This is a genomic window from uncultured Bacillus sp., from assembly GCF_958411575.1.
GTDB lineage: Bacteria > Bacillota > Bacilli > Bacillales > Bacillaceae > Bacillus > Bacillus spizizenii.
This window is the reverse complement of record NZ_CATYRA010000004.1, coordinates 1-19,064: the sequence shown is the minus strand read 5'-3', so window position 1 is coordinate 19,064 and position 19,064 is coordinate 1. Positions and strand designations below refer to the sequence as shown.

Annotated in this window: 20 protein-coding genes and 1 riboswitch; of the genes, 7 read left to right on the top strand and 13 right to left on the bottom strand. The window is 43.8% G+C overall.

Annotation, left to right across the window (positions count from 1 at the left end; translation table 11 throughout):
• Nucleotides 1-3: 3 nt before the first annotated feature.
• From Q5C82_RS07900 to Q5C82_RS07875, 6 genes are all read right to left on the bottom strand, one after another.
• The gene (locus Q5C82_RS07900; protein ID WP_003223333.1) at nt 4-981 is read right to left on the bottom strand and encodes a hypothetical protein; all 978 of its coding nucleotides are present in this window, start codon (nt 979-981) and stop codon (nt 4-6) included.
• 29 nt (nt 982-1,010) lie between these two features.
• Nucleotides 1,011-1,997 (bottom strand): ABC transporter permease YtrC, encoded by a 987-nt coding sequence (gene ytrC, locus Q5C82_RS07895; protein ID WP_003223331.1) that lies wholly within the window; start codon nt 1,995-1,997, stop codon nt 1,011-1,013.
• The gene (ytrB, locus tag Q5C82_RS07890; RefSeq protein ID WP_003223329.1) at nt 1,991-2,869 is read right to left on the bottom strand and encodes an ABC transporter ATP-binding protein YtrB; all 879 of its coding nucleotides are present in this window, start codon (nt 2,867-2,869) and stop codon (nt 1,991-1,993) included. The genes ytrC and ytrB overlap by 7 nt, the downstream gene beginning before the upstream one ends.
• Nucleotides 2,862-3,254, bottom strand: a complete 393-nt coding sequence (gene ytrA, locus Q5C82_RS07885; RefSeq protein ID WP_003223328.1) for a GntR family transcriptional regulator YtrA — start codon at nt 3,252-3,254, stop codon at nt 2,862-2,864. Before ytrA ends, ytrB begins: the two co-directional genes overlap by 8 nt.
• A 33-nt stretch (nt 3,255-3,287) precedes the next feature.
• Nucleotides 3,288-3,425: a hypothetical protein gene (locus Q5C82_RS07880; RefSeq protein WP_003223326.1), complete on the bottom strand. Its 138-nt coding sequence runs from the start codon at nt 3,423-3,425 to the stop codon at nt 3,288-3,290.
• Between the two features lie 155 nt (nt 3,426-3,580).
• Nucleotides 3,581-3,853 (bottom strand): YtzC family protein, encoded by a 273-nt coding sequence (locus Q5C82_RS07875; RefSeq protein ID WP_003223324.1) that lies wholly within the window; start codon nt 3,851-3,853, stop codon nt 3,581-3,583.
• Between the two features lie 161 nt (nt 3,854-4,014).
• On the opposite strand from Q5C82_RS07875, the gene Q5C82_RS07870 reads away from it, so the two are divergent.
• Entirely contained in the window at nt 4,015-4,986 is a 972-nt protein-coding gene (locus tag Q5C82_RS07870) for a TIGR01212 family radical SAM protein (RefSeq protein ID WP_003223322.1), read from the top strand.
• The gene (locus Q5C82_RS07865; protein WP_003223320.1) at nt 4,983-5,567 is read left to right on the top strand and encodes a class I SAM-dependent methyltransferase; all 585 of its coding nucleotides are present in this window, start codon (nt 4,983-4,985) and stop codon (nt 5,565-5,567) included. Before Q5C82_RS07870 ends, Q5C82_RS07865 begins: the two co-directional genes overlap by 4 nt.
• Here the strand turns inward: Q5C82_RS07865 and tbcS are convergent.
• Nucleotides 5,557-6,663, bottom strand: a complete 1,107-nt coding sequence (tbcS, locus tag Q5C82_RS07860) for a tetraprenyl-beta-curcumene synthase (protein WP_003223318.1) — start codon at nt 6,661-6,663, stop codon at nt 5,557-5,559. The genes Q5C82_RS07865 and tbcS overlap by 11 nt on opposite strands.
• A 20-nt stretch (nt 6,664-6,683) precedes the next feature.
• On the bottom strand, nt 6,684-7,463 hold the full coding sequence (gene ytpA, locus Q5C82_RS07855) for a phospholipase YtpA (protein ID WP_003223316.1): 780 nt from the start codon (nt 7,461-7,463) through the stop codon (nt 6,684-6,686).
• Between the two features lie 48 nt (nt 7,464-7,511).
• Here ytpA and Q5C82_RS07850 point away from each other — a divergent pair, with 48 nt between their 5' ends.
• A complete protein-coding gene (locus Q5C82_RS07850; protein WP_003223315.1) occupies nt 7,512-8,027 on the top strand; it encodes a gamma carbonic anhydrase family protein in 516 nt (171 codons plus the stop codon).
• A gap of 259 nt (nt 8,028-8,286) precedes the next feature.
• Here the strand turns inward: Q5C82_RS07850 and alaP are convergent, their stop codons facing one another.
• The 3 genes from alaP to metK all read right to left on the bottom strand — a co-directional run bounded on the left by alaP (nt 8,287) and on the right by metK (nt 13,067).
• Nucleotides 8,287-9,678, bottom strand: a complete 1,392-nt coding sequence (gene alaP, locus Q5C82_RS07845; protein ID WP_003223313.1) for an alanine permease AlaP — start codon at nt 9,676-9,678, stop codon at nt 8,287-8,289.
• A gap of 139 nt (nt 9,679-9,817) precedes the next feature.
• Nucleotides 9,818-11,716 (bottom strand): asparagine synthase (glutamine-hydrolyzing), encoded by a 1,899-nt coding sequence (gene asnB / locus Q5C82_RS07840; protein WP_003223311.1) that lies wholly within the window; start codon nt 11,714-11,716, stop codon nt 9,818-9,820.
• 148 nt (nt 11,717-11,864) lie between these two features.
• Nucleotides 11,865-13,067 carry a methionine adenosyltransferase gene (metK, locus tag Q5C82_RS07835; RefSeq protein ID WP_003223309.1) on the bottom strand — a complete coding sequence of 401 codons (1,203 nt, stop codon included), beginning with the start codon at nt 13,065-13,067 and terminating at the stop codon, nt 11,865-11,867.
• A 167-nt stretch (nt 13,068-13,234) separates the two neighbouring features.
• Nucleotides 13,235-13,373: riboswitch (SAM riboswitch) on the bottom strand.
• A gap of 198 nt (nt 13,374-13,571) precedes the next feature.
• On the opposite strand from metK, the gene pckA reads away from it, so the two are divergent.
• The gene (pckA, locus tag Q5C82_RS07830; RefSeq protein WP_003223307.1) at nt 13,572-15,155 is read left to right on the top strand and encodes a phosphoenolpyruvate carboxykinase (ATP); all 1,584 of its coding nucleotides are present in this window, start codon (nt 13,572-13,574) and stop codon (nt 15,153-15,155) included.
• A 38-nt stretch (nt 15,156-15,193) separates the two neighbouring features.
• On the opposite strand, the gene Q5C82_RS07825 is transcribed toward pckA, so the two are convergent.
• Together Q5C82_RS07825 and Q5C82_RS07820 are read right to left on the bottom strand one after the other, a co-directional pair.
• Nucleotides 15,194-15,436: a DUF2584 domain-containing protein gene (locus Q5C82_RS07825; RefSeq protein ID WP_003223304.1), complete on the bottom strand. Its 243-nt coding sequence runs from the start codon at nt 15,434-15,436 to the stop codon at nt 15,194-15,196.
• Nucleotides 15,437-15,487: 51 nt separating this feature from the next.
• On the bottom strand, nt 15,488-16,261 hold the full coding sequence (locus Q5C82_RS07820; RefSeq protein ID WP_003223302.1) for a S9 family peptidase: 774 nt from the start codon (nt 16,259-16,261) through the stop codon (nt 15,488-15,490).
• Between the two features lie 149 nt (nt 16,262-16,410).
• On the opposite strand from Q5C82_RS07820, the gene Q5C82_RS07815 reads away from it, so the two are divergent.
• Genes Q5C82_RS07815 through Q5C82_RS07805 form a run of 3 tightly spaced genes read left to right on the top strand, consistent with a single transcriptional unit; the run spans nt 16,411 to nt 18,997 of the window.
• Entirely contained in the window at nt 16,411-17,415 is a 1,005-nt protein-coding gene (locus tag Q5C82_RS07815; protein ID WP_003223301.1) for an ABC transporter substrate-binding protein, read from the top strand.
• Between the two features lie 12 nt (nt 17,416-17,427).
• Nucleotides 17,428-18,210: an ABC transporter ATP-binding protein gene (locus Q5C82_RS07810; protein ID WP_003223299.1), complete on the top strand. Its 783-nt coding sequence runs from the start codon at nt 17,428-17,430 to the stop codon at nt 18,208-18,210.
• On the top strand, nt 18,185-18,997 hold the full coding sequence (locus tag Q5C82_RS07805) for an ABC transporter permease (RefSeq protein WP_003223298.1): 813 nt from the start codon (nt 18,185-18,187) through the stop codon (nt 18,995-18,997). The genes Q5C82_RS07810 and Q5C82_RS07805 overlap by 26 nt, the downstream gene beginning before the upstream one ends.
• Nucleotides 18,998-19,064: the final 67 nt, after the last annotated feature.

Here is a 19,064-nt window from a genome sequence, read left to right as displayed (position 1 = left end):
CCCTTATAAATGTTTTGTTTTTTTATAAATCGCAAAATAGCTGATGAAGAAACCAATCACAGCGCCTGCAGCCATGCCAAGGAGATAGCCGACAAAGCTCTCGCTTGTAGCAAATCCAAAGTAGCCGAAGCCCAAAATGCCAATGATAATGACGATCACTTGCACCGGACGATCCAACGCTTTCCACAAAAAGAAATATCCGTTTCGTTCATTTGACAGTTTGACGAAGCTGATGTACCCGATGAGGTAGAAAATAATGCTCATGACAGCCGGAATCACTAAATAATTCGGTGAATCCTCAACCCAGTTTGGAATAACATATGTGATCGGAAATATATACTGCATCCATTCAGGTATAGGGTAATCTAAAAATCCCGCTCTCCCGCCAAAAAGGATATCCATAGTAATCGCAGGAAGGGTAATGACTAAAAAAGGCATGATGGTGACAGTAAATGAGACCAGCAGCTGTGCAAAAATATGGCCTGTCAAAGCTCCTCCAGCCATAACCAAAGAATAAGCCAGCATGCTGATGATGATCATTCCAAGGCTGTAGTGATGAAAATTAGCAACCTGATCAGGCTTCAAAAGCATAACCAGCAAAACAGCTAATCCATACCCCGTGATTTGTGAAACCACAATCACCATTCCGCCCATCATAAACTTTGCGTTAAATATCTGCCCACGTGTATAAGGAAGGCTTAATGTAAAATCAAACAAGCCCTTGCTTCGTTCAATCCCAAGCTGGCTGACCGCCAAAACGACGCCCCAAATCCAAAACATTGAGATAGACGTCCCGTTTAAATAGTTAATCGAAAATACGCAGGTTTCGACCCACTCATTCTGATGTGCGACGCAGCCTTGATACGAGATGTACGTATTTAAAATCGTAAAAGGATTGCTAAGCATAAATATCAAAAAAATCATGGTTAACAGAGCTTTATTTTGCCTCCACTCTTTATAAAACAGCCCAAAGTCCGGCAAATCACTTCCCTCCAAACCGAAAGTATTTCTTAATGTTTCGTTTTCTTATAAATAGAGAAGTAGCTCACAAAGAACCCAACCACCGCTCCAATGATCATTCCAAAAATATAACCAATAATGGAATGTCCTGTATAGTAACCAAATAAACCAAACCCAAGGATGCCGAAAGCCATAACCAGAATTTGCACCGGACGATCTAATTTGTTCCATAAGAAAAAGTGTCCGTTTCGTTCACTTGGAAGCTTTTTGAAGCTTATTAAGCCAATCAAGTAAAATAGCATGCTCATAACGGCTGGAATCAATAAAAGATATTTACTGTTAGTCAGCCATTCATTTCCAACGTAACTAATCGGTACTAGATACGATAAATTGCTCGCCAGCGAGAAATAACTCTCAGGGGAAGGGAACAATTCCCATATACTCACATCAAAAACAACTTCAAGGTTTCCAACCGGCAATGCAACAATTAAATACGGCAATATTCCGGCAGAAAATGCAGTTAATAGCTGGGCAAAAGCATTTCCAGTTAACGCTCCAGCGGCCATCACCAGTGAAAAAGCCATAAAACTAATCACGATTACTCCAACGCTGCTGTGCTCAAAATAGTAGACGTGTTCAGGCCTATAAACAAGAATTAGCAGCCATGCAAGTAAAAAGCCAATCAATTGAGACATCACAATGACAAAACCGCCTAACCAAAATTTCGTCTGAAAAATTTGGCTTCTGTTATACGGGAGGCTTAATATAAAATCCATCGTGCCTTTCGAACGTTCCATTCCCAGAAAGCAGACCGCCAAAATGACACCCGGTACCCAGTTGATATCTATCAGATTGCTTATGGAATAATTCACAATAAAATCACAATATTGCGGGTCTTGGCGATCAAGACATCCTTGATAAGACAAATACGTATTAACGATAGAGAGGGGATTTGCCAGCACTAAAAACACAATACTTAACACAATTACCACTTGATTCTGCTTCCACTCTCGATAGAGGAGACCTCGGTCTACCATCTCCGCTTCCCTCCAAACTTCGCAATGAACACTTCTTCCAAGTTGACAGGAAGCTCATTCCACACTTTTGGCTTCAGCTCTCTCAAAAAGCTCTTGTTCTCCTCATCGCTTTTCGGGATCAGCACTGTGTAAAACACACCGGCCTGATCGAGCATCGGAATGTTTTGTTCTCTGATGGCCAAATTGACATCTGTATCGAAGGCCATTTGAATTTTAATGTATTCTTCTTTTAACTCATCAAGATCCATGACGTTGGTCAATCTGTTATCTTCGAGAAAACCGATTCGGTTGCACATCCGCTCTATGTCCTCAAGCCTGTGAGAGGTGATCAGAATGCTCGTATCACGCTCAGCCACTTCATCGACCATCAGCTGCAATACATCATGTCTTGTCACCGCGTCTATTCCATCCGTCGGCTCATCAAGAAGAATCAGCGCCGGTCTTGCTGCAAACGACAGAACGAGCGACAGCTGTTTTTTCAAACCTGTCGACAGCTCGCGGTATTTTTTCGTTTCTGGAATTTCATATCTGTTCATCAGCTCATTCGCGTACGTCACATCAAATTTCGGATAAATTCTTCTTAGGATATCGACTAGCTGCTTGTATGTATACTTGTCGTAAAAAGGATTTTGAACAGGCATGTAGATGATATTTTGTTTGACCTTCGGATGCTTTTTGATTTCTACGCCATCAAACAAAATCGTCCCGCTGTCGGCGAAAATGATTTGCTGGATTAAGCGAAGCATTGTCGTTTTGCCTGACCCATTGCGGCCGAGCAGCCCGAAGATTTCTCCTTTTTCAATTGTTAATGAAACATCTTTTAATACTTGATTTCCGTCAATCGTTTTTGACAGCTGCCGTAGTTCAATCATTTTCTACGCCTCCCTTCACATCAGCGCTGATTTCCTTTATCCATTCTTGCAGTTTCTCCAGCTCAACCCCTGCATAGTGTGCATCGATGATGAGCTGTTTGAGTTGCTCTTTAATCATCGTCATCTTCCCTTCAACCAGTGTCGTTTTTGCATTCTCCGATATATAGGTCCCTCTGCCTCGAAGCGTTTCAATAATCCCCTCTCGCTCAAGCTCTTTATACGCTTTACTGACAGTGTTCGGATTCGCAATAATGATCGTCGCCAATTCTCTGACAGAAGGAAGCTTATCACCAGGCTTCATGATCCCTTTCAAACAAAGCTCTTTCATCTGCTGAATAATTTGTTCATAAATAGGTGTTGAGCTTCTTGGATCGATTTGAATCATTTACTTCCCTACTTTCTATACGATCTGAACCTTTTATAAATAAAACTGATCAATTATACTTTTTTGCCATTCAAAACCGATCATCACAAGAACAAGAAAAAAAGAACAAGCGATCACAGATGCCGCGATCAGCATCGGCAGGTTACGTTTGTTTCGTTTTTTATGTTTCATAACTGCCTCCCTTTACTTTCAATATATAAATGACTTTTTATCAGTGTCTATAGTGTATTACTTCAATTAGTACACTTAATACAATAAATACTTTGCCCCACAAAGTCAATCCTTTTTTACAAAAAAAACGGACCCTTATCAAAAGGGTCCGTTTCTTACACATCAAGAGGTTGCTGCAGGATCATATTATTTTGCAAAGCTTGAAGCTGAAGCCTCATTCTGTACAGCTGTTCTCTTTGCTGATCATTTGATGACAGCCACAGCTTATTTAAGGCATTTACCGCATTTTCAAGTTGCATTTGTGCATCACTGTATTCTTGGTCATTATAATGCTCTTGTTTAGAAGCGATTGTCAGCTGTTCTTCAGCATAATCATATGCCTGCATACATTGCTGGAGATGTTCATCTACTGATTGTCTTGTTGCCACAGTAACCCCTCCTCTTGGTAATGGAAATAATCCATCATTCATATTGTAGCCCCATCTGACTTCGTTCAATAAAGTAATTTATGGTCGATATTCATTTGTTCTCTTGTCAAATGCGTGCTACAATTTTAGGATGCAATCGTACGCAAGGAGGCACATGAATTGTGATGCAGAACAATCCTTTTCCTTATTCAAATACGGAAAAACGCTATCATACATTGAATTATCATCTCAGAGAACATTTCGGCCATAAGGTGTTTAAAGTGGCGCTGGACGGCGGCTTTGACTGTCCGAACCGGGACGGCACCGTGGCCCACGGCGGCTGTACATTTTGCAGTGCAGCAGGCTCCGGCGATTTTGCCGGGAACCGGGCCGATGATTTAATTACGCAATTCCATGACATCAAAAACCGTATGCACGAAAAATGGAAGGACGGCAAATACATCGCTTATTTTCAGGCTTTCACCAACACGCACGCGCCCGTTGAGGTGCTTCGTGAGAAATTTGAATCTGTCCTCGCGCTTGATGATGTGGTCGGCATTTCGATCGCCACACGTCCAGACTGTCTGCCTGATGATGTCGTTGACTATTTGGCAGAGCTGAATGAACGCACGTATTTGTGGGTGGAGCTTGGGCTTCAAACGGTTCATGAACGGACTGCTCTTCTGATCAACCGCGCACATGATTTTAACTGCTATGTGGAAGGCGTCAATAAATTAAGAAAACACGGCATACGTGTCTGCTCGCATATTATCAACGGACTGCCTTTGGAAGACCGGGACATGATGATGGAAACTGCTAAGGCTGTCGCAGATTTGGACGTCCAGGGCATTAAAATCCATCTGCTGCACCTATTGAAGGGAACACCAATGGTCAAGCAATATGAAAAGGGAAAACTCGAATTCCTTTCTCAAGATGAATATGTGCAACTCGTCTGCGATCAGCTTGAAATCATTCCGCCGGAAATGATCGTCCACCGCATTACAGGTGACGGACCGATAGAATTGATGATTGGGCCGATGTGGAGCGTTAACAAATGGGAAGTGCTTGGCGCCATTAATAAAGAGCTTGAAAATCGCGGCAGCTATCAAGGGAAGTTCTTCCAGCGTTTTGTTGAGGAGGAATCATCCCTATGATTTTGAAAAAAATTCTTCCTTACAGCAAGGAACTGCTGAAAATGGCCGCGGGAGAAGGAGATATTGTCATAGATGCAACGATGGGCAACGGACATGATACGCAGTTTTTAGCGGAGCTTGTCGGTGAAAACGGCCATGTGTACGCTTTCGACATCCAAGAATCAGCCGTGGCCAATACGAAGGAACGGCTCGGTGAGGCATATCAAGCGCGAACAACGTTATTTCACAAAAGCCATGACAAAATCGCGAAATCCCTTCCACCGGAAACACATGGCAAAGTGGCGGCCGCTGTGTTTAACCTCGGCTATCTGCCGGGCGGGGACAAATCGATTACAACGAACGGCAGTTCAACGATCAAAGCAATTGAACAGCTTCTCAGCATCATGAAAGATGAAGGCCTGATTGTTTTGGTCGTCTATCATGGTCACCCCGAAGGCAAAGCTGAAAAAAACGACGTGCTTGACTTTTGCCGGAACTTGGATCAGCAAGCAGCCCGTGTCTTAACATACGGATTTATCAATCAACAAAATGACCCGCCATTTATTGTTGCCATCGAAAAAAAAGCTCAAATCAGCAAATGATTTGAGCTTTTTTCTTTGAGTTTTTCATCCAGCCCATTTTTTGAAATTTCCGGTAGGCTCTGCCGTTTATATAAAAGAAAAAGGAGGTTTTTCCGCTTGCTTTGATCAGCTTCTTCGCAAGCCGGCCCATTTCCTTTTGGCCAGCCACTTTATCATCTGACAAATAAACGCCCAGCAAGCCGCGATTGATTAAACGATGGAAGTTTTCATGCGGAATGCCTTGTAAATGTTCGTCGGCTTTTTGGATAAAGTGTTCAAGCCGCTTCATCATTTCTTCATGCGACTCGTAATACGAGCAAAAATTCAAGTCCCCTTCCAGCAAGTCCTCCTCTTGATCAATCAAATAATCAAGCAGAATGTGAAGACCTTGTATGTAAGGAAAATAACTATTGCGGATTTTTTTAGCGGTGTTTTCTGTGAAATCAGGCTGGAACGAATACGCAACAAGACAGAATATGCCTAACGTAGAGCCTGCACAGGCTGAAAATTCATACCATTCCATCTTCTCAGGCAGCTCTGATTCATACTGAGTAAACCACTTCTCAAGCCGCGGGACACGCTCATGCTCAATGACGTGCTTATGTACCTGCAAATCGCAATAATAGCCGCACAGTTCAAGCAGATAAGGTTTGATCATGTCGTAGTGCTCAATTGAACCAAGAACACGCTGGCACGTTTTGACCAGTTCATGCAAATATCCGCTGTCATCCTGTTCTTCTCTGAATTGATAATAATTTTGCGGTTCTGCTCCCACTGTCAGTGCGTCCTGCATTGAAGTGTGGAGCATCCGAAAATCTTGCGGGTCAAGTGAGGTGCTGCGGTCGCACAGATTGTCCAGATAATCACTGATCGTTTGATACGCAATGATAAACTCGACGCATTTCTGCTTTTGATTGCCTGACAACAAGGCCAGTATGCCGCCGCCCTCACAGTGGAACGTTTTGTCTCGAATACTTGCGGTTGCCTGTGCTTTTAATTCACTGTTATAAATTGATTCTGATTTTTGCTTCCATATGTCCAGCTCTTGATGAACGAGCGGAAATATATCTCGATATACTTTTGCCATCAGTCCAAAAGGATGTTCCGGTACTGTCAACACATGCACCCCCAACTAGTTCAAATATATTGATCAGTAAACGCTCTTGCCGCTTTAAAGACAACTTCTCTTTCGGGTTCATTAAATATTTCATGATAAAGCCCTTCCCACTCTCTGTACGCTTTATTATGGGAAGCTACACCTGAAAACCACTTGATGACCATCGTTTTGTCAACAAGCTTATCGTCACCGGCCTGCATCACAAGAAGCGGCACTCTTAAAAACGCATCTGTCGGCACCATCGCTGACTCAATAGTTTTTAAAAGCTCTCTGTACCATCTGACAGAAACTTTCCTGACGTATAACGAGTCATTTTGGTCGGCCTCGATGACGTCCTCATTACGTGTCGCCATATCAATTGATAATCCCGAATCAACCTTAAGCGACGGAGCGATGACATTCAGGCCTCTTGATGCAAGGTCAAGCGCTTTATTGACTTTAATTTGCAGTCCGAGACACGGTGATGATAAAATAATTCCCGTAATATGGGGATTTCTTTGCTGTTTAAACCATTCAATCGCGACCAGGCCGCCCATGCTGTGACCAAGAAGAAAAACCGGCAGCTCAAAGGTTCGTGCTTTATCTATCCAAGTATCTACTTCATCAATGTATTCTTGAAATGAGCGAATATGACCTCTGGCCCTTGTGGTTGTCCCCTGACCCGGCAAGTCGCCCATGACAACGTGATAACCCGAAGATCTCCACATTTCAATCAGCCATTTATATCGTCCGTGATATTCACTTGCCCCGTGGATCATCACAATCACGGCAACAGGTCTGTCTGCTTTCCAGGTCCACATGCTCTTCACCTCATACGAAATTTAAATAGAGAAAGAAGGATGAATACTATGATCTACCCTTATAAGGAACACATGCCAGATATCCACCCAACAGCCTTTGTAGCTGATAATGCAACAATTACCGGTGATGTCGTTATCGGAGAACAGTCCAGCATTTGGTTTTCTGTTGTCATAAGGGGAGATGTCGCGCCGACTAGAATCGGAAATAGAGTCAATATCCAAGATTTAAGCTGCCTCCATCAAAGCCCGAATCAGACGCTTCTCATTGAAGATGACGCCACGATAGGCCATCAGGTTACACTTCATAGCGCTGTTATCCGCAAGAACGCCTTAATTGGTATGGGCTCAATCATCTTAGACGGAGCCGAAATTGGCGAAGGCGCCTTTATTGGTGCCGGCAGTCTTGTCCCGCCGGGAAAGATCATTCCGCCTGGCCATCTCGCTTTTGGCCGTCCTGCAAAAGTTATCCGCCCTTTGACCGAAGAAGACCGACAAGATATGCAAAGAATACGGTCCGAATATGTAGCAAAGGGCCAATACTATAAATCACTTCAACAAACATAAGACCTGCTTCGTCTTACTTTACCATTTTTCAAATTATGTTTGAAAGCAATAACCATTGCTGACCCGGACGTAATGACAGTTCGGGTTTTGATTTCTCCATAAAACGTTCACATCCGGCATCAAACGTATGACTTTTATCTTATCATAAAACTTGCTCCGCAACTGTAAGCTGCCTCTGCAAAAAAATATGTTCCTATTCTTTCCTATTCTCTATTTTCTATGACCACACACAAAAAGAGCCCGCTGGGAGCTCTTTTGGTCAGCTAATATTTCGTTCACTGGCAGCAGCCGCATTTTTCTTATGAAAGCCTTTTCCATAATACACGGCAAGTAAGATAAGAAACCAAATCGGCCCGACAATCACAGCTACTCTTGTGTCTGGACTGTAAGCCATAAGAATAACGACAAATGCTAAAAATGCCAAAGATACATAAGACGTAAACGGAAAGAAAGGCATTTTGTATTTTAAATGTTTCTTTTCTTCCGGCCGCAAGCTTTTCCGGTATCTTATTTGGGAAAGCAAAATGATCGCCCACGTCCAAATCGCTCCGAATGTCGCAATGCTTGTGACCCAAGTAAACACCTTTGCAGGTACAACATAGTTTAACAGCACTCCGACTAATAAAGCGCCCGCTGAAGCCAGAACAGCTTTACCCGGGATGCCGCCTTTCGTCAGCTGCCCGTATGCTTGCGGTGCCTCACCCTGCTCCGCTAAGTTAAACAGCATCCGCCCTGTGCTGAAAATGCCGCTGTTGCATGAAGACAGCGCAGCCGTCAAGACAACAAAGTTAATGATGCCTGCTGCCGATGGAATGCCCACTTTTTCAAATGTGAGGACAAACGGGCTTCCTTGTGAGCCAATTTCCTGCCATGGGTAAATAGACATAATGACAAATAAAGCGCCTACATAAAAAATCAAAATACGCCAAAATACCGTATCAATTGCTTTGGCCAACGATTTTTGCGGGTTTTTCACTTCACCAGCCGTCACCCCAATCATTTCAATCCCTAAATAGGCGAACATTACCATTTGAAGTGACAATAAAATCCCTTTTATTCCATGTGGAAAAAATCCTCCGTTATTCCACAAGTTGCTGATTCCGGTTGCAATGCCTCCATTGCCAACCCCTGCGATGATCATCAATAAACCGACAGCAATCATTGATAAGATTGCGACAATTTTAATCAAAGCGAACCAAAATTCCAGCTCTCCGTAAGCTTTGACAGCCAAGAAATTAACACCCGTCATAATGACCAGCGCTGATAATGCCCAAATCCAGTTTGGCACGTCCGGAAACCAGTACCCCATATAAATCCCGACAGCAGTGATTTCAGCCATACAGGTTACAACCCATAAAAACCAGTAGTTCCACCCTGTTAAATAACCTGCAAGCGGTCCCAAATAATCACGGGCGTAGCGGCTGAAGGAGCCAGCGACCGGTTTTTGAATGGCCATTTCTCCAAGCGCTCTCATAATAAAAAACATGACCATGCCGCTTATGGCATACGCTCCCAAAATACCCGGCCCTGCTAATTGAATAGCTGATGCGGAGCCGAGGAACAATCCCACTCCTATAGCAGCTCCTAAAGACATTAAAGAAATATGCCTTTCTTCGAGTCCGCGGTGCAGCTCTTGTTTTTGTTTTTGCATGCTTTCTTCTCCCCTAGAAAAAAATATCAATAAATCATTTTTCTGAATTTTCCGTGTGGATTGGGTAAATCAATGATGATGAAGAAATAATAAAAGGATAATAACAAGGCTTTCGACGAATCGAAAGCCTTGTTGTCTGTTACACAAAGATGACTTCTTTCGGCTGATGACTCAGCTCTTCAGGCATATACCGTTTTTCGATATTAATGCTGTGCCAGATCATAAAGATCAGTACAGTCCAGATTTTCCGGCTGTTATCAGCCTTGTCCGCACAATGGTCTTCAAGAAGCTGAAGAACATAATCCTTGTGGATATAAGCATCCGTTTGGCTTTCCTGAATAATGTTCCGCACCCATTCGTTCATTTCGTTTTTCAGCCAATGACGGATCGGTACAGGGAAACCAAGCTTTTTGCGGTTTAATACGTGCTCAGGCACAATTCCTTCAGCGGCTTTGCGAAGAAGATACTTCGTCGTGCCGTTCTTCGTTTTCAGCTCATCAGGAATTTTAGAAGCGACGTCAAATACGACTTTATCCAAGAACGGCACACGCAATTCCAAAGAATTCGCCATCGTCATTTTATCCGCTTTTAACAAAATATCGCCGCGCATCCAAGTGTGGATATCGACATACTGCATTTTGTTGATATCGCTGTATGAGCTGCTTTCTGTAAAGTAAGTCTTTGTCACATCACGATATGAAAGATTCGGATCATAATGCTTCAGCAGCTGTTTTTTGACAGATTCTTCGAAAATTTTCGCGTTACCGATATAACGATCTTGAAGCGGAGTACAGCCGCGCTCAAGCAGGCTCTTTCCTCTCATACCTTCAGGCATAACAGCCGCAACGTGCAGAAGCATCTTTTTCAGGCCTGACGGAATGCGTTCAAACGGTTTAAGCGAAAGCGGCTCACGGTAAATGTTATATCCTCCGAAGAGCTCATCCGCACCTTCACCTGATAAAGCAACCGTTACATGTTTTTTCGCTTCTTTTGCAACAAAGTACAATGGAATCGCTGCCGGATCAGCAAGCGGATCATCAAAATGCCATACGATCTTCGGAAGCTCGTTCATGTATTCCTCAGGCGAAATGACTTTGCTGATATTTTCAATGCCAAGTGCCGCTGCAGTTTCTTTCGCTACATCGACTTCACTGAAGCCCTGCTGTTCAAATCCGACAGAGAATGTTTTTAAGCTTGGATGAAATTCCTTCGCAACGGATACAATAAAGGAAGAATCAATTCCGCCAGACAGGAATGAACCGACAGGAACGTCACTTCTCATATGAACGTTTACAGAGTCATAGATCGCGTCTCTGACTTCTTTTACAAGCTTATCTTCTTCAGTTTGAACTGGCTTAAAGTTCGCTTTGAAATACGTTTTGAATGTGATATCGCCGTCCGGGCGGATTGTGAACTGGGAACCCGGCTCTACTTTTTTCACATCGGCATCAAGCGTGCTTGGTTCAGGAACGAATTGGAAAGACATGTACTGCTGTAATGCCTCTTTATCTATTTCAATATCATTCTGAGCAACCATTAAACTTTTTCTCTCTGAGGCAAAATAAACCTGATCATTGATCGTTGTGTAGTACAACGGTTTAATGCCGAATGGATCTCTTGCTCCATAAAGCACATGATCGTTTTTATTCCAAATCAGAAAGGCAAACATACCGCGGAGTTTGGACGCCGCTTCTTCTTTATAGTGACGGTAAGTCGCAAGAAGAACCTCTGTGTCCGAATCCGTGTTGAATGTGTACCCCTTTGCTTCAAGTTCTTCTCTCAGTTCAATATAGTTATAGATTTCTCCGTTAAAGATAATCCAATATGTTTCATCTTCATATGATAAAGGCTGTCCGCCATTTTCTACATCAATAATGCTGAGCCGTCTGAATCCGAATCCAACGTGCTCATCATGGAAATATCCATCACTGTCAGGACCGCGGTGAACGATCATTTGGTTCATTTGTTTGATTAGTTCTTCTTGATCAGCGGTTTGAGCTAACGGATGCTTGTTAAAAACCCCGACAAATCCACACATAGTATTGCCTCCATAATTAAAATTGTCATCATTGAACCCCTATTTATAGACGCTGTGAATAGTATTTGGTTTCACGGTTATGTAAAAAAATAAACATGAATACAACGTGAAAAAGGGAAAGCCGCTTAACCAGTAAGCGGCTATAAAGTTATTCTCCTAACGCTTCTTTACGCAGCTGCTCCGCCTTGTCTGTACGTTCCCACGGAAGATCAACATCGTGGCGTCCAAAGTGGCCGTACGCAGCAGTTTGTTTGTAGATCGGACGGCGTAAATCAAGCATTTTGATAATGCCGGCAGGTCGTAAATCAAAGTTATTGCGAACAACTTCAATCAGTTTTTCCTCAGAAGCTTTTCCGGAACCGAATGTGTTGATTGAGATTGATACAGGCTGTGCAACACCGATCGCGTAAGCAAGCTGTACTTCGCAAGAATCAGCAAGCTCAGCCGCAACGATGTTTTTCGCAACGTATCTCGCTGCGTAAGCTGCAGAACGGTCTACCTTCGTTGCATCCTTACCTGAGAACGCTCCTCCGCCATGGCGTGCATAGCCGCCGTACGTATCAACGATGATTTTGCGTCCTGTTAGTCCCGCATCCCCTTGAGGACCTCCGATTACGAAACGTCCTGTAGGGTTGATGAAATACTTTGTTTCTTCATCAATCAGCTCTTTAGGAACAACCGGATTGATCACATGTTCTTTGATGTTGCGCTGGATTTGCTCAAGCGTAATTTCAGGGTGGTGCTGAGTTGAAATAACAATCGCGTCAATGCGGACAGGTTTGTTATTTTCATCGTACTCAACCGTTACCTGTGTTTTGCCGTCAGGGCGAAGGTACGGAAGAATATCTTCTTTACGGACTTCACTCAGGCGGCGGGCTAATTTATGAGCAAGTGAAATTGGAAGAGGCATAAGCTCTTTCGTTTCGTTGCACGCGTAACCGAACATTAAACCTTGGTCACCCGCACCGATCGCTTCAATTTCTTCGTCGCTCATTGTGCCTTCACGGGCTTCAAGCGCTTGGTCTACACCCATTGCGATATCAGCAGACTGCTCGTCAATTGATGTTAAAACCGCACAAGTTTCCGCATCAAATCCGTATTTCGCACGTGTGTATCCGATTTCTTTAATGGTTTGACGAACCGTTTTCGGAATGTCAACATACGTAGATGTTGTGATTTCTCCGCTGACAAGCACCAAACCAGTTGTCACAGACGTCTCACAAGCAACACGCGCGTTAGGGTCTTTCTTTAAAATTTCATCTAAAATGCTGTCAGAAATCTGGTCACAGATTTTATCCGGATGCCCCTCCGTAACAGATTCTGATGTAAATAAACGACGATTTTTACTCATGATTTGCTTCCTCCTGCACAAGGCCTCCCGAAAGACCTTGTATATATGATACGGAACTCGCTCCCTCTTATACAATGTAACGTTATATTAGAGAATGTTAATTGGCATATTTATGAAATAAAAAAACCTTTTCCATCGAGGAAAGGGTTTGGTCTTTGTGCCTTTCACTCTTATCGCTCAAGGAATCATACAACCTTGCAACAGGTTAGCACCTTGGTTGTCTCACACAGTTAAACATAATAAATAACAGAGAAACCGGTTGCTGGGCTTCATAGGGCCTGTCCCTCCGCCAGCTCGGGATAAGAGTATCCGCTCAATGAAATATCTTATCGTAAAAGGGTTTGCAATGTCAATATGATTCAGAAGAAATAGGCACCTATATCGAGGGAAAACATTGGAAAACGCACACACAAAAAAACGATAAATAGTATAGACTATTTGAAAATATATGTTATACTAATTCACAATTAGCAAAACACAAAAAACGATAAAGGAAGGTTTCATATGAACTCAGTTGATTTAACCGCTGATTTACAAGCCTTATTAACAAGCCCAAATGTGCGTCATAATTTATCAGCAGCGCAGCTTACAGAAAAAGTACTTTCCCGGAACGAAGGCATTTTAACTTCTACGGGTGCTGTTCGGGCGACAACAGGCGCTTATACAGGACGCTCACCTAATGACAAATTTATCGTGGAGGAAGAAAGCACGATAAATAAGATCGATTGGGGTACGGTGAATCAGCCGATTTCAGAAGAAGCGTTTGAGCGGCTGTACACGAAAGTTGTCAGCTATCTGAAACAGCGGGATGAGCTGTTTGTTTTCGAAGGATTTGCCGGCGCAGATGAAAAATACAGACTGCCGATCACTGTCGTAAATGAGTTCGCATGGCACAATTTATTCGCCAGACAGCTGTTTATCCGCCCAGAAGGCAATGATAAGAAAACAGTTGAACAACCGTTTACCATTCTTTCTGCTCCGCATTTCAAAGCAGATCCAAAAACAGACGGCACACATTCCGAAACCTTTATTATTGTCTCTTTCGAAAAGCGGACGATTTTAATCGGCGGAACAGAGTATGCCGGAGAAATGAAGAAGTCCATCTTCTCCATTATGAATTTCCTGCTCCCTGAAAGAGATATTTTATCCATGCATTGCTCTGCCAATGTCGGTGAAAAAGGCGATGTTGCCCTTTTCTTCGGACTGTCTGGAACAGGCAAGACCACTCTTTCAGCCGATGCTGACCGCAAACTGATCGGCGATGATGAACACGGATGGTCTGACACAGGCGTCTTTAATATTGAAGGCGGATGCTACGCCAAGTGTATTCATTTAAGCGAAGAAAAGGAACCTCAGATCTTTAACGCGATCCGCTTCGGGTCTGTTCTCGAAAATGTTGTTGTTGATGAAGATACACGCGAAGCCAATTATGATGATTCCTTCTATACCGAAAACACGCGTGCGGCTTACCCGATTCATATGATTGACAACATCGTGACACCAAGCATGGCAGACCACCCGTCAGCAATTGTATTTTTGACGGCTGATGCATTCGGAGTCTTGCCCCCGATTAGCAAACTGACGAAGGAGCAGGCGATGTATCATTTCTTGAGCGGTTATACGAGTAAGCTAGCCGGAACCGAACGCGGTGTGACGTCTCCTGAGACGACGTTTTCCACATGCTTCGGCTCACCGTTCCTGCCGCTTCCTGCTCATGTCTATGCTGAAATGCTCGGCAAAAAGATCGATGAACACGGCGCAGACGTTTTCTTGGTCAATACCGGCTGGACCGGCGGCGGCTACGGTACAGGCGAACGCATGAAGCTTTCTTACACGAGAGCGATGGTCAAAGCAGCGATTGAAGGCAAATTAGAGGATACAGAAATGATGACTGACGATATTTTCGGCCTGCATATACCGGTCCATGTTCCTGGCGTTCCTGATCATATCCTTCAGCCTGAAAACACGTGGAGCAACAAGAAAGAATACAGAGAAAAGGCTCTCTACCTCGCAAATGAATTCAAAGAGAATTTTAAAAAATTCGCACATACAGATGCCATTGCACTGGCAGGCGGCCCTCTCGTTTAAAAAGCAAAAGCCAAGAGCAATTACGCTCTTGGCTTGTTTTAATTGACAGAATGCAAAGAAGTCAGCTTGTACGTAATGATGGTCCGGCCGTCTTCCCATTGAAGTTTCTGCACTTCAGCTGTGCCTGACTTTTCGCCGAACTTTGTTTTGCGCACATCCATCGGAATCTCCATCGGATACACACGGTATCCGTCTTTCTCTAACGTGAATATATTTTCATCTATGCGAACTTCTTTTCCTTTTGTCACAATCAGTGTATTAAATTCAACAGGCATTCCCAAAGTGAAATCCCCTTTCGTTCTCTTTTTTCTTTATCATAACATATTTCACCGTCAGCGGTTTTTCATCCATTGCGTGAGCTGCCGCACGATACGCCGGTTTTCTTTTGGCGGGAAATAATGTGTGAATTTACTGTAGTACCATGTCTCCACCGGCTTATGCAGCTGTTTTAGCTTCTCTTCAAATAAATAGGAATGCTGAATCGAAACGTTTTGGTCTTTTTCTCCATGGATTAATAGCACAGGTGCCTGAATTTTATTTACTTGGTCAAACGGTGTTCTCCATTTGTATTCCTCAGGCACCTTCTTCGGCGTTCCGCCGATGACTCTTTTCATCATTCGCCGCAAATCCTGCCGCTCCTCATATGTAAGGTTCATATCGCTGACGCCTCCCCAGGAAACGAATGAAGCAGCATGCCGGCCCATTTCAATCGCAGTGAGCATTCCCATAATTCCGCCGCGGGAAAAACCGAAGATATGGATTCTGTCCTTCTTGACATTTGGATGCTGCTGAAGCAGGCGAAAAGCGGAAAAAGCATCTTCCCGGTCTTCTCCGGCAAAATCCTCGTTGCCCTCTCCCCCTTGATTTCCTCTGTAAAAAGGAGCAAACACAACAAACCCTTGGGATGCAAACTGGATAATCCGTCCCGGCCGAACCATGCCCACGCTTTTAATCCCGCCGCGCAAATATAAAAATCCGTCATATTGTCCCGGTGCCGCCGGCTCAGCCAGAAGCCCTTTTACCCGTAAACCATTTGATAAATAGCAGATCGTGTACAGACGCACATGCTGGCTTGGCGACGGAAATCTTCTTTTCTCAACAATCATAGCAGCCGCCTCCTTTTTCTATATGCTTTCCTTACTCCAAAATTACATCCTGAGAACCTGATTAGGCATTCACACATTTTTATACCCATCATACGATATGTAAAGCAAAAAAGGATATTAACTTGATGCTAAATAAGGAGGTTGTCTATGTGAACAAATGGTTAAGGCTGGGCTGCGCCTGTGTCGGCAGTATATTTCTGATGATCGCCCTAGCGGCTTGCAAGCAGGAAGAAACGCTCACCAAAGTCAAAGTAGCTGAAGTGACCCATTCGATTTTTTACGCGCCTTTATATGTTGCTGAGTCTAAAGGATTTTTCAAGGAAGAAGGGCTTGATGTCGATGTAAATACGACCTGGGGCGGCGACAAAACGATGACATCGCTTCTTTCAAACGGCTCAGACATCGCACTTGTCGGGTCAGAAACATCTATTTATGTCGAAGCGCAAGGGGCTAAAGATCCTGTCATTAATTTCGCCCAGCTGACTCAGACAGACGGAACCTTTCTTGTCGCGAGAGAAGATGTTAAACAGTTTGACTGGGATCAACTAAAAGGAAAAACGTTTCTCGGCCAAAGAAAAGGCGGCATGCCGCAAATGGTCGGCGAGTATGTGCTGAACAACCATAAGATTGACCCGCATAAGGATATTGACCTCATCCAGAATATAGACTTCGCCAATATCGCCAATGCATTTGCTTCTGGAACCGGCGAGTATGTGCAGCTCTTTGAACCGCAAGCTTCTCTCTTTGAGAAAAAAGGCATCGGCCATATCGTGGCTTCGTTCGGAGAAGAATCAGGCCAGGTTCCTTACACGACTTTTATGGCAAAACAAAGCTATCTGAAAAAACATGAAGACACAGCCGTCAAATTTACAAGAGCTATTTATAAGGCGCAGCAGTGGGTGGAAAATCACTCGGCGAAAGAAATCACAGACGCCATTAAAGATGAATTTGACGATACCGATCCAGAAGTCATTGAAACATCCATTGACCGCTATAAAAAGCAGCATGCGTATTCGCCAGACCCTCTTCTCAACGAAAAAGAATGGGAGCTGCTCCAAACCATTATGGATCAATCGGGAGAACTGCCGAAGCATATTCCATACAATCAGCTTGTAAATAAACAAATTGCCGAAAAAGTCACCTCGGAAAAATAGGAGGCGCCATCTATGTCTTTCTTACATGTCGACCATGTAACCCATACTTATTTTTCTATTAAAGAAAAAACGACGGCCGTACGGGATATTCATTTCAATGCCGAAAAAGGTGATTTCATTTCATTTCTCGGCCCAAGCGGCTGCGGAAAAACAACACTGCTTTCCATTATTGCAGGCCTGATTGAGCCTTCGGAAGGCAGAGTTCTGATTGAAGGCCGTGAGCCGAATCAAAAAGAACATAACATTGGCTACATGCTTCAGCAGGATTACTTATTTCCCTGGAAATCTATCGAGGAAAATGTGCTTCTCGGTTTAAAAATCGCCGACACGTTGACGGAAGATAGCAAGGCTGCTGCACTCGGTTTATTGCCGGAGTTCGGCCTCATAGATGTGGAGAAAAAATATCCGAAGGAGCTGTCGGGCGGAATGCGCCAGCGGGCCGCGCTTGCAAGAACTCTTGCGCCAAATCCAAGTCTGCTTTTGCTGGATGAGCCATTTTCCGCGCTTGATTTTCAGACAAAGCTGTCACTGGAAAACCTGGTATTCCGCACATTAAAGGAGTATCAAAAAACTGCAGTGCTTGTCACACATGATATTGGGGAAGCGATAGCGATGAGCGATACGATCTTTTTATTTTCAAACCAGCCGGGCACCATCCATCAGATTTTTACGATTCCTAAGGAATTGGCCGCGATGATGCCTTTTGACGCCCGCCAGGAGCCATCCTTCCAGACACTGTTTCAAACGATATGGAAGGAGCTGAATTCTCTTGAGAAACAGCAAAGAAACGATTGATCTGCTTCACGAGCAATATCAATTCAAACAGAAAAAGGAAAAATGGAATGTCCATTCCTTTCAGCTTGCCATATTTATTCTCTTTTTCTCGGGTTGGGAAATCTCCAGCAGGCTCGGCTGGATCGATCCGCTGATCTTCAGCTCTCCGTCAGCTGTATGGCATTTATTGCTGGAGAAGCTCGGTGACGGATCTTTACTGTCCCACATCGGCGTCACTTTATTTGAAACGGTGCTTGGCTTTTTGCTTGGAACGTTTATGGGCACGTGCCTCGCTGCCTTGTTATGGTGGTCCAACCGGCTTGCCAGGATTTTAGATCCATATCTTGTTATTTTGAATGCAATGCCGAAAGTGGCTCTGGGCCCGATCCTGATTGTCGCGCTCGGTCCCAGTTTTATCAGCATTATTGCGATGGGGGCCATCATCAGCGTTATTATCACAACCATCGTCGTGTACACCGCTTTCCAGGAGGTGGACGAAAACTATATAAAAGTCATGAAAACATTCGGCGCAAAAAAATGGGTCATTTTTAAAGAAGTGATACTGCCCGCATCCTCTCCCGCTATTATTTCAACACTAAAAGTAAATGTCGGTTTATCATGGGTTGGCGTCATTGTAGGAGAATTCCTTGTTTCTAAGGTCGGATTAGGATATATGATCATTTATGGTTTCCAAGTCTTCAATTTTACACTCGTCTTCTTAAGTCTGCTGATCATCGCCATATTCGCCACTTTGATGTATCAGGGCGTAGAGCTGCTGGAAAAGAAATGGACGAAGGGCAGGACATAAAAAAATCCGGCAAATGGGACTGACCCCCGTTTTTGAGACAGGGATCAAAACACCTTTTAAACAGCCA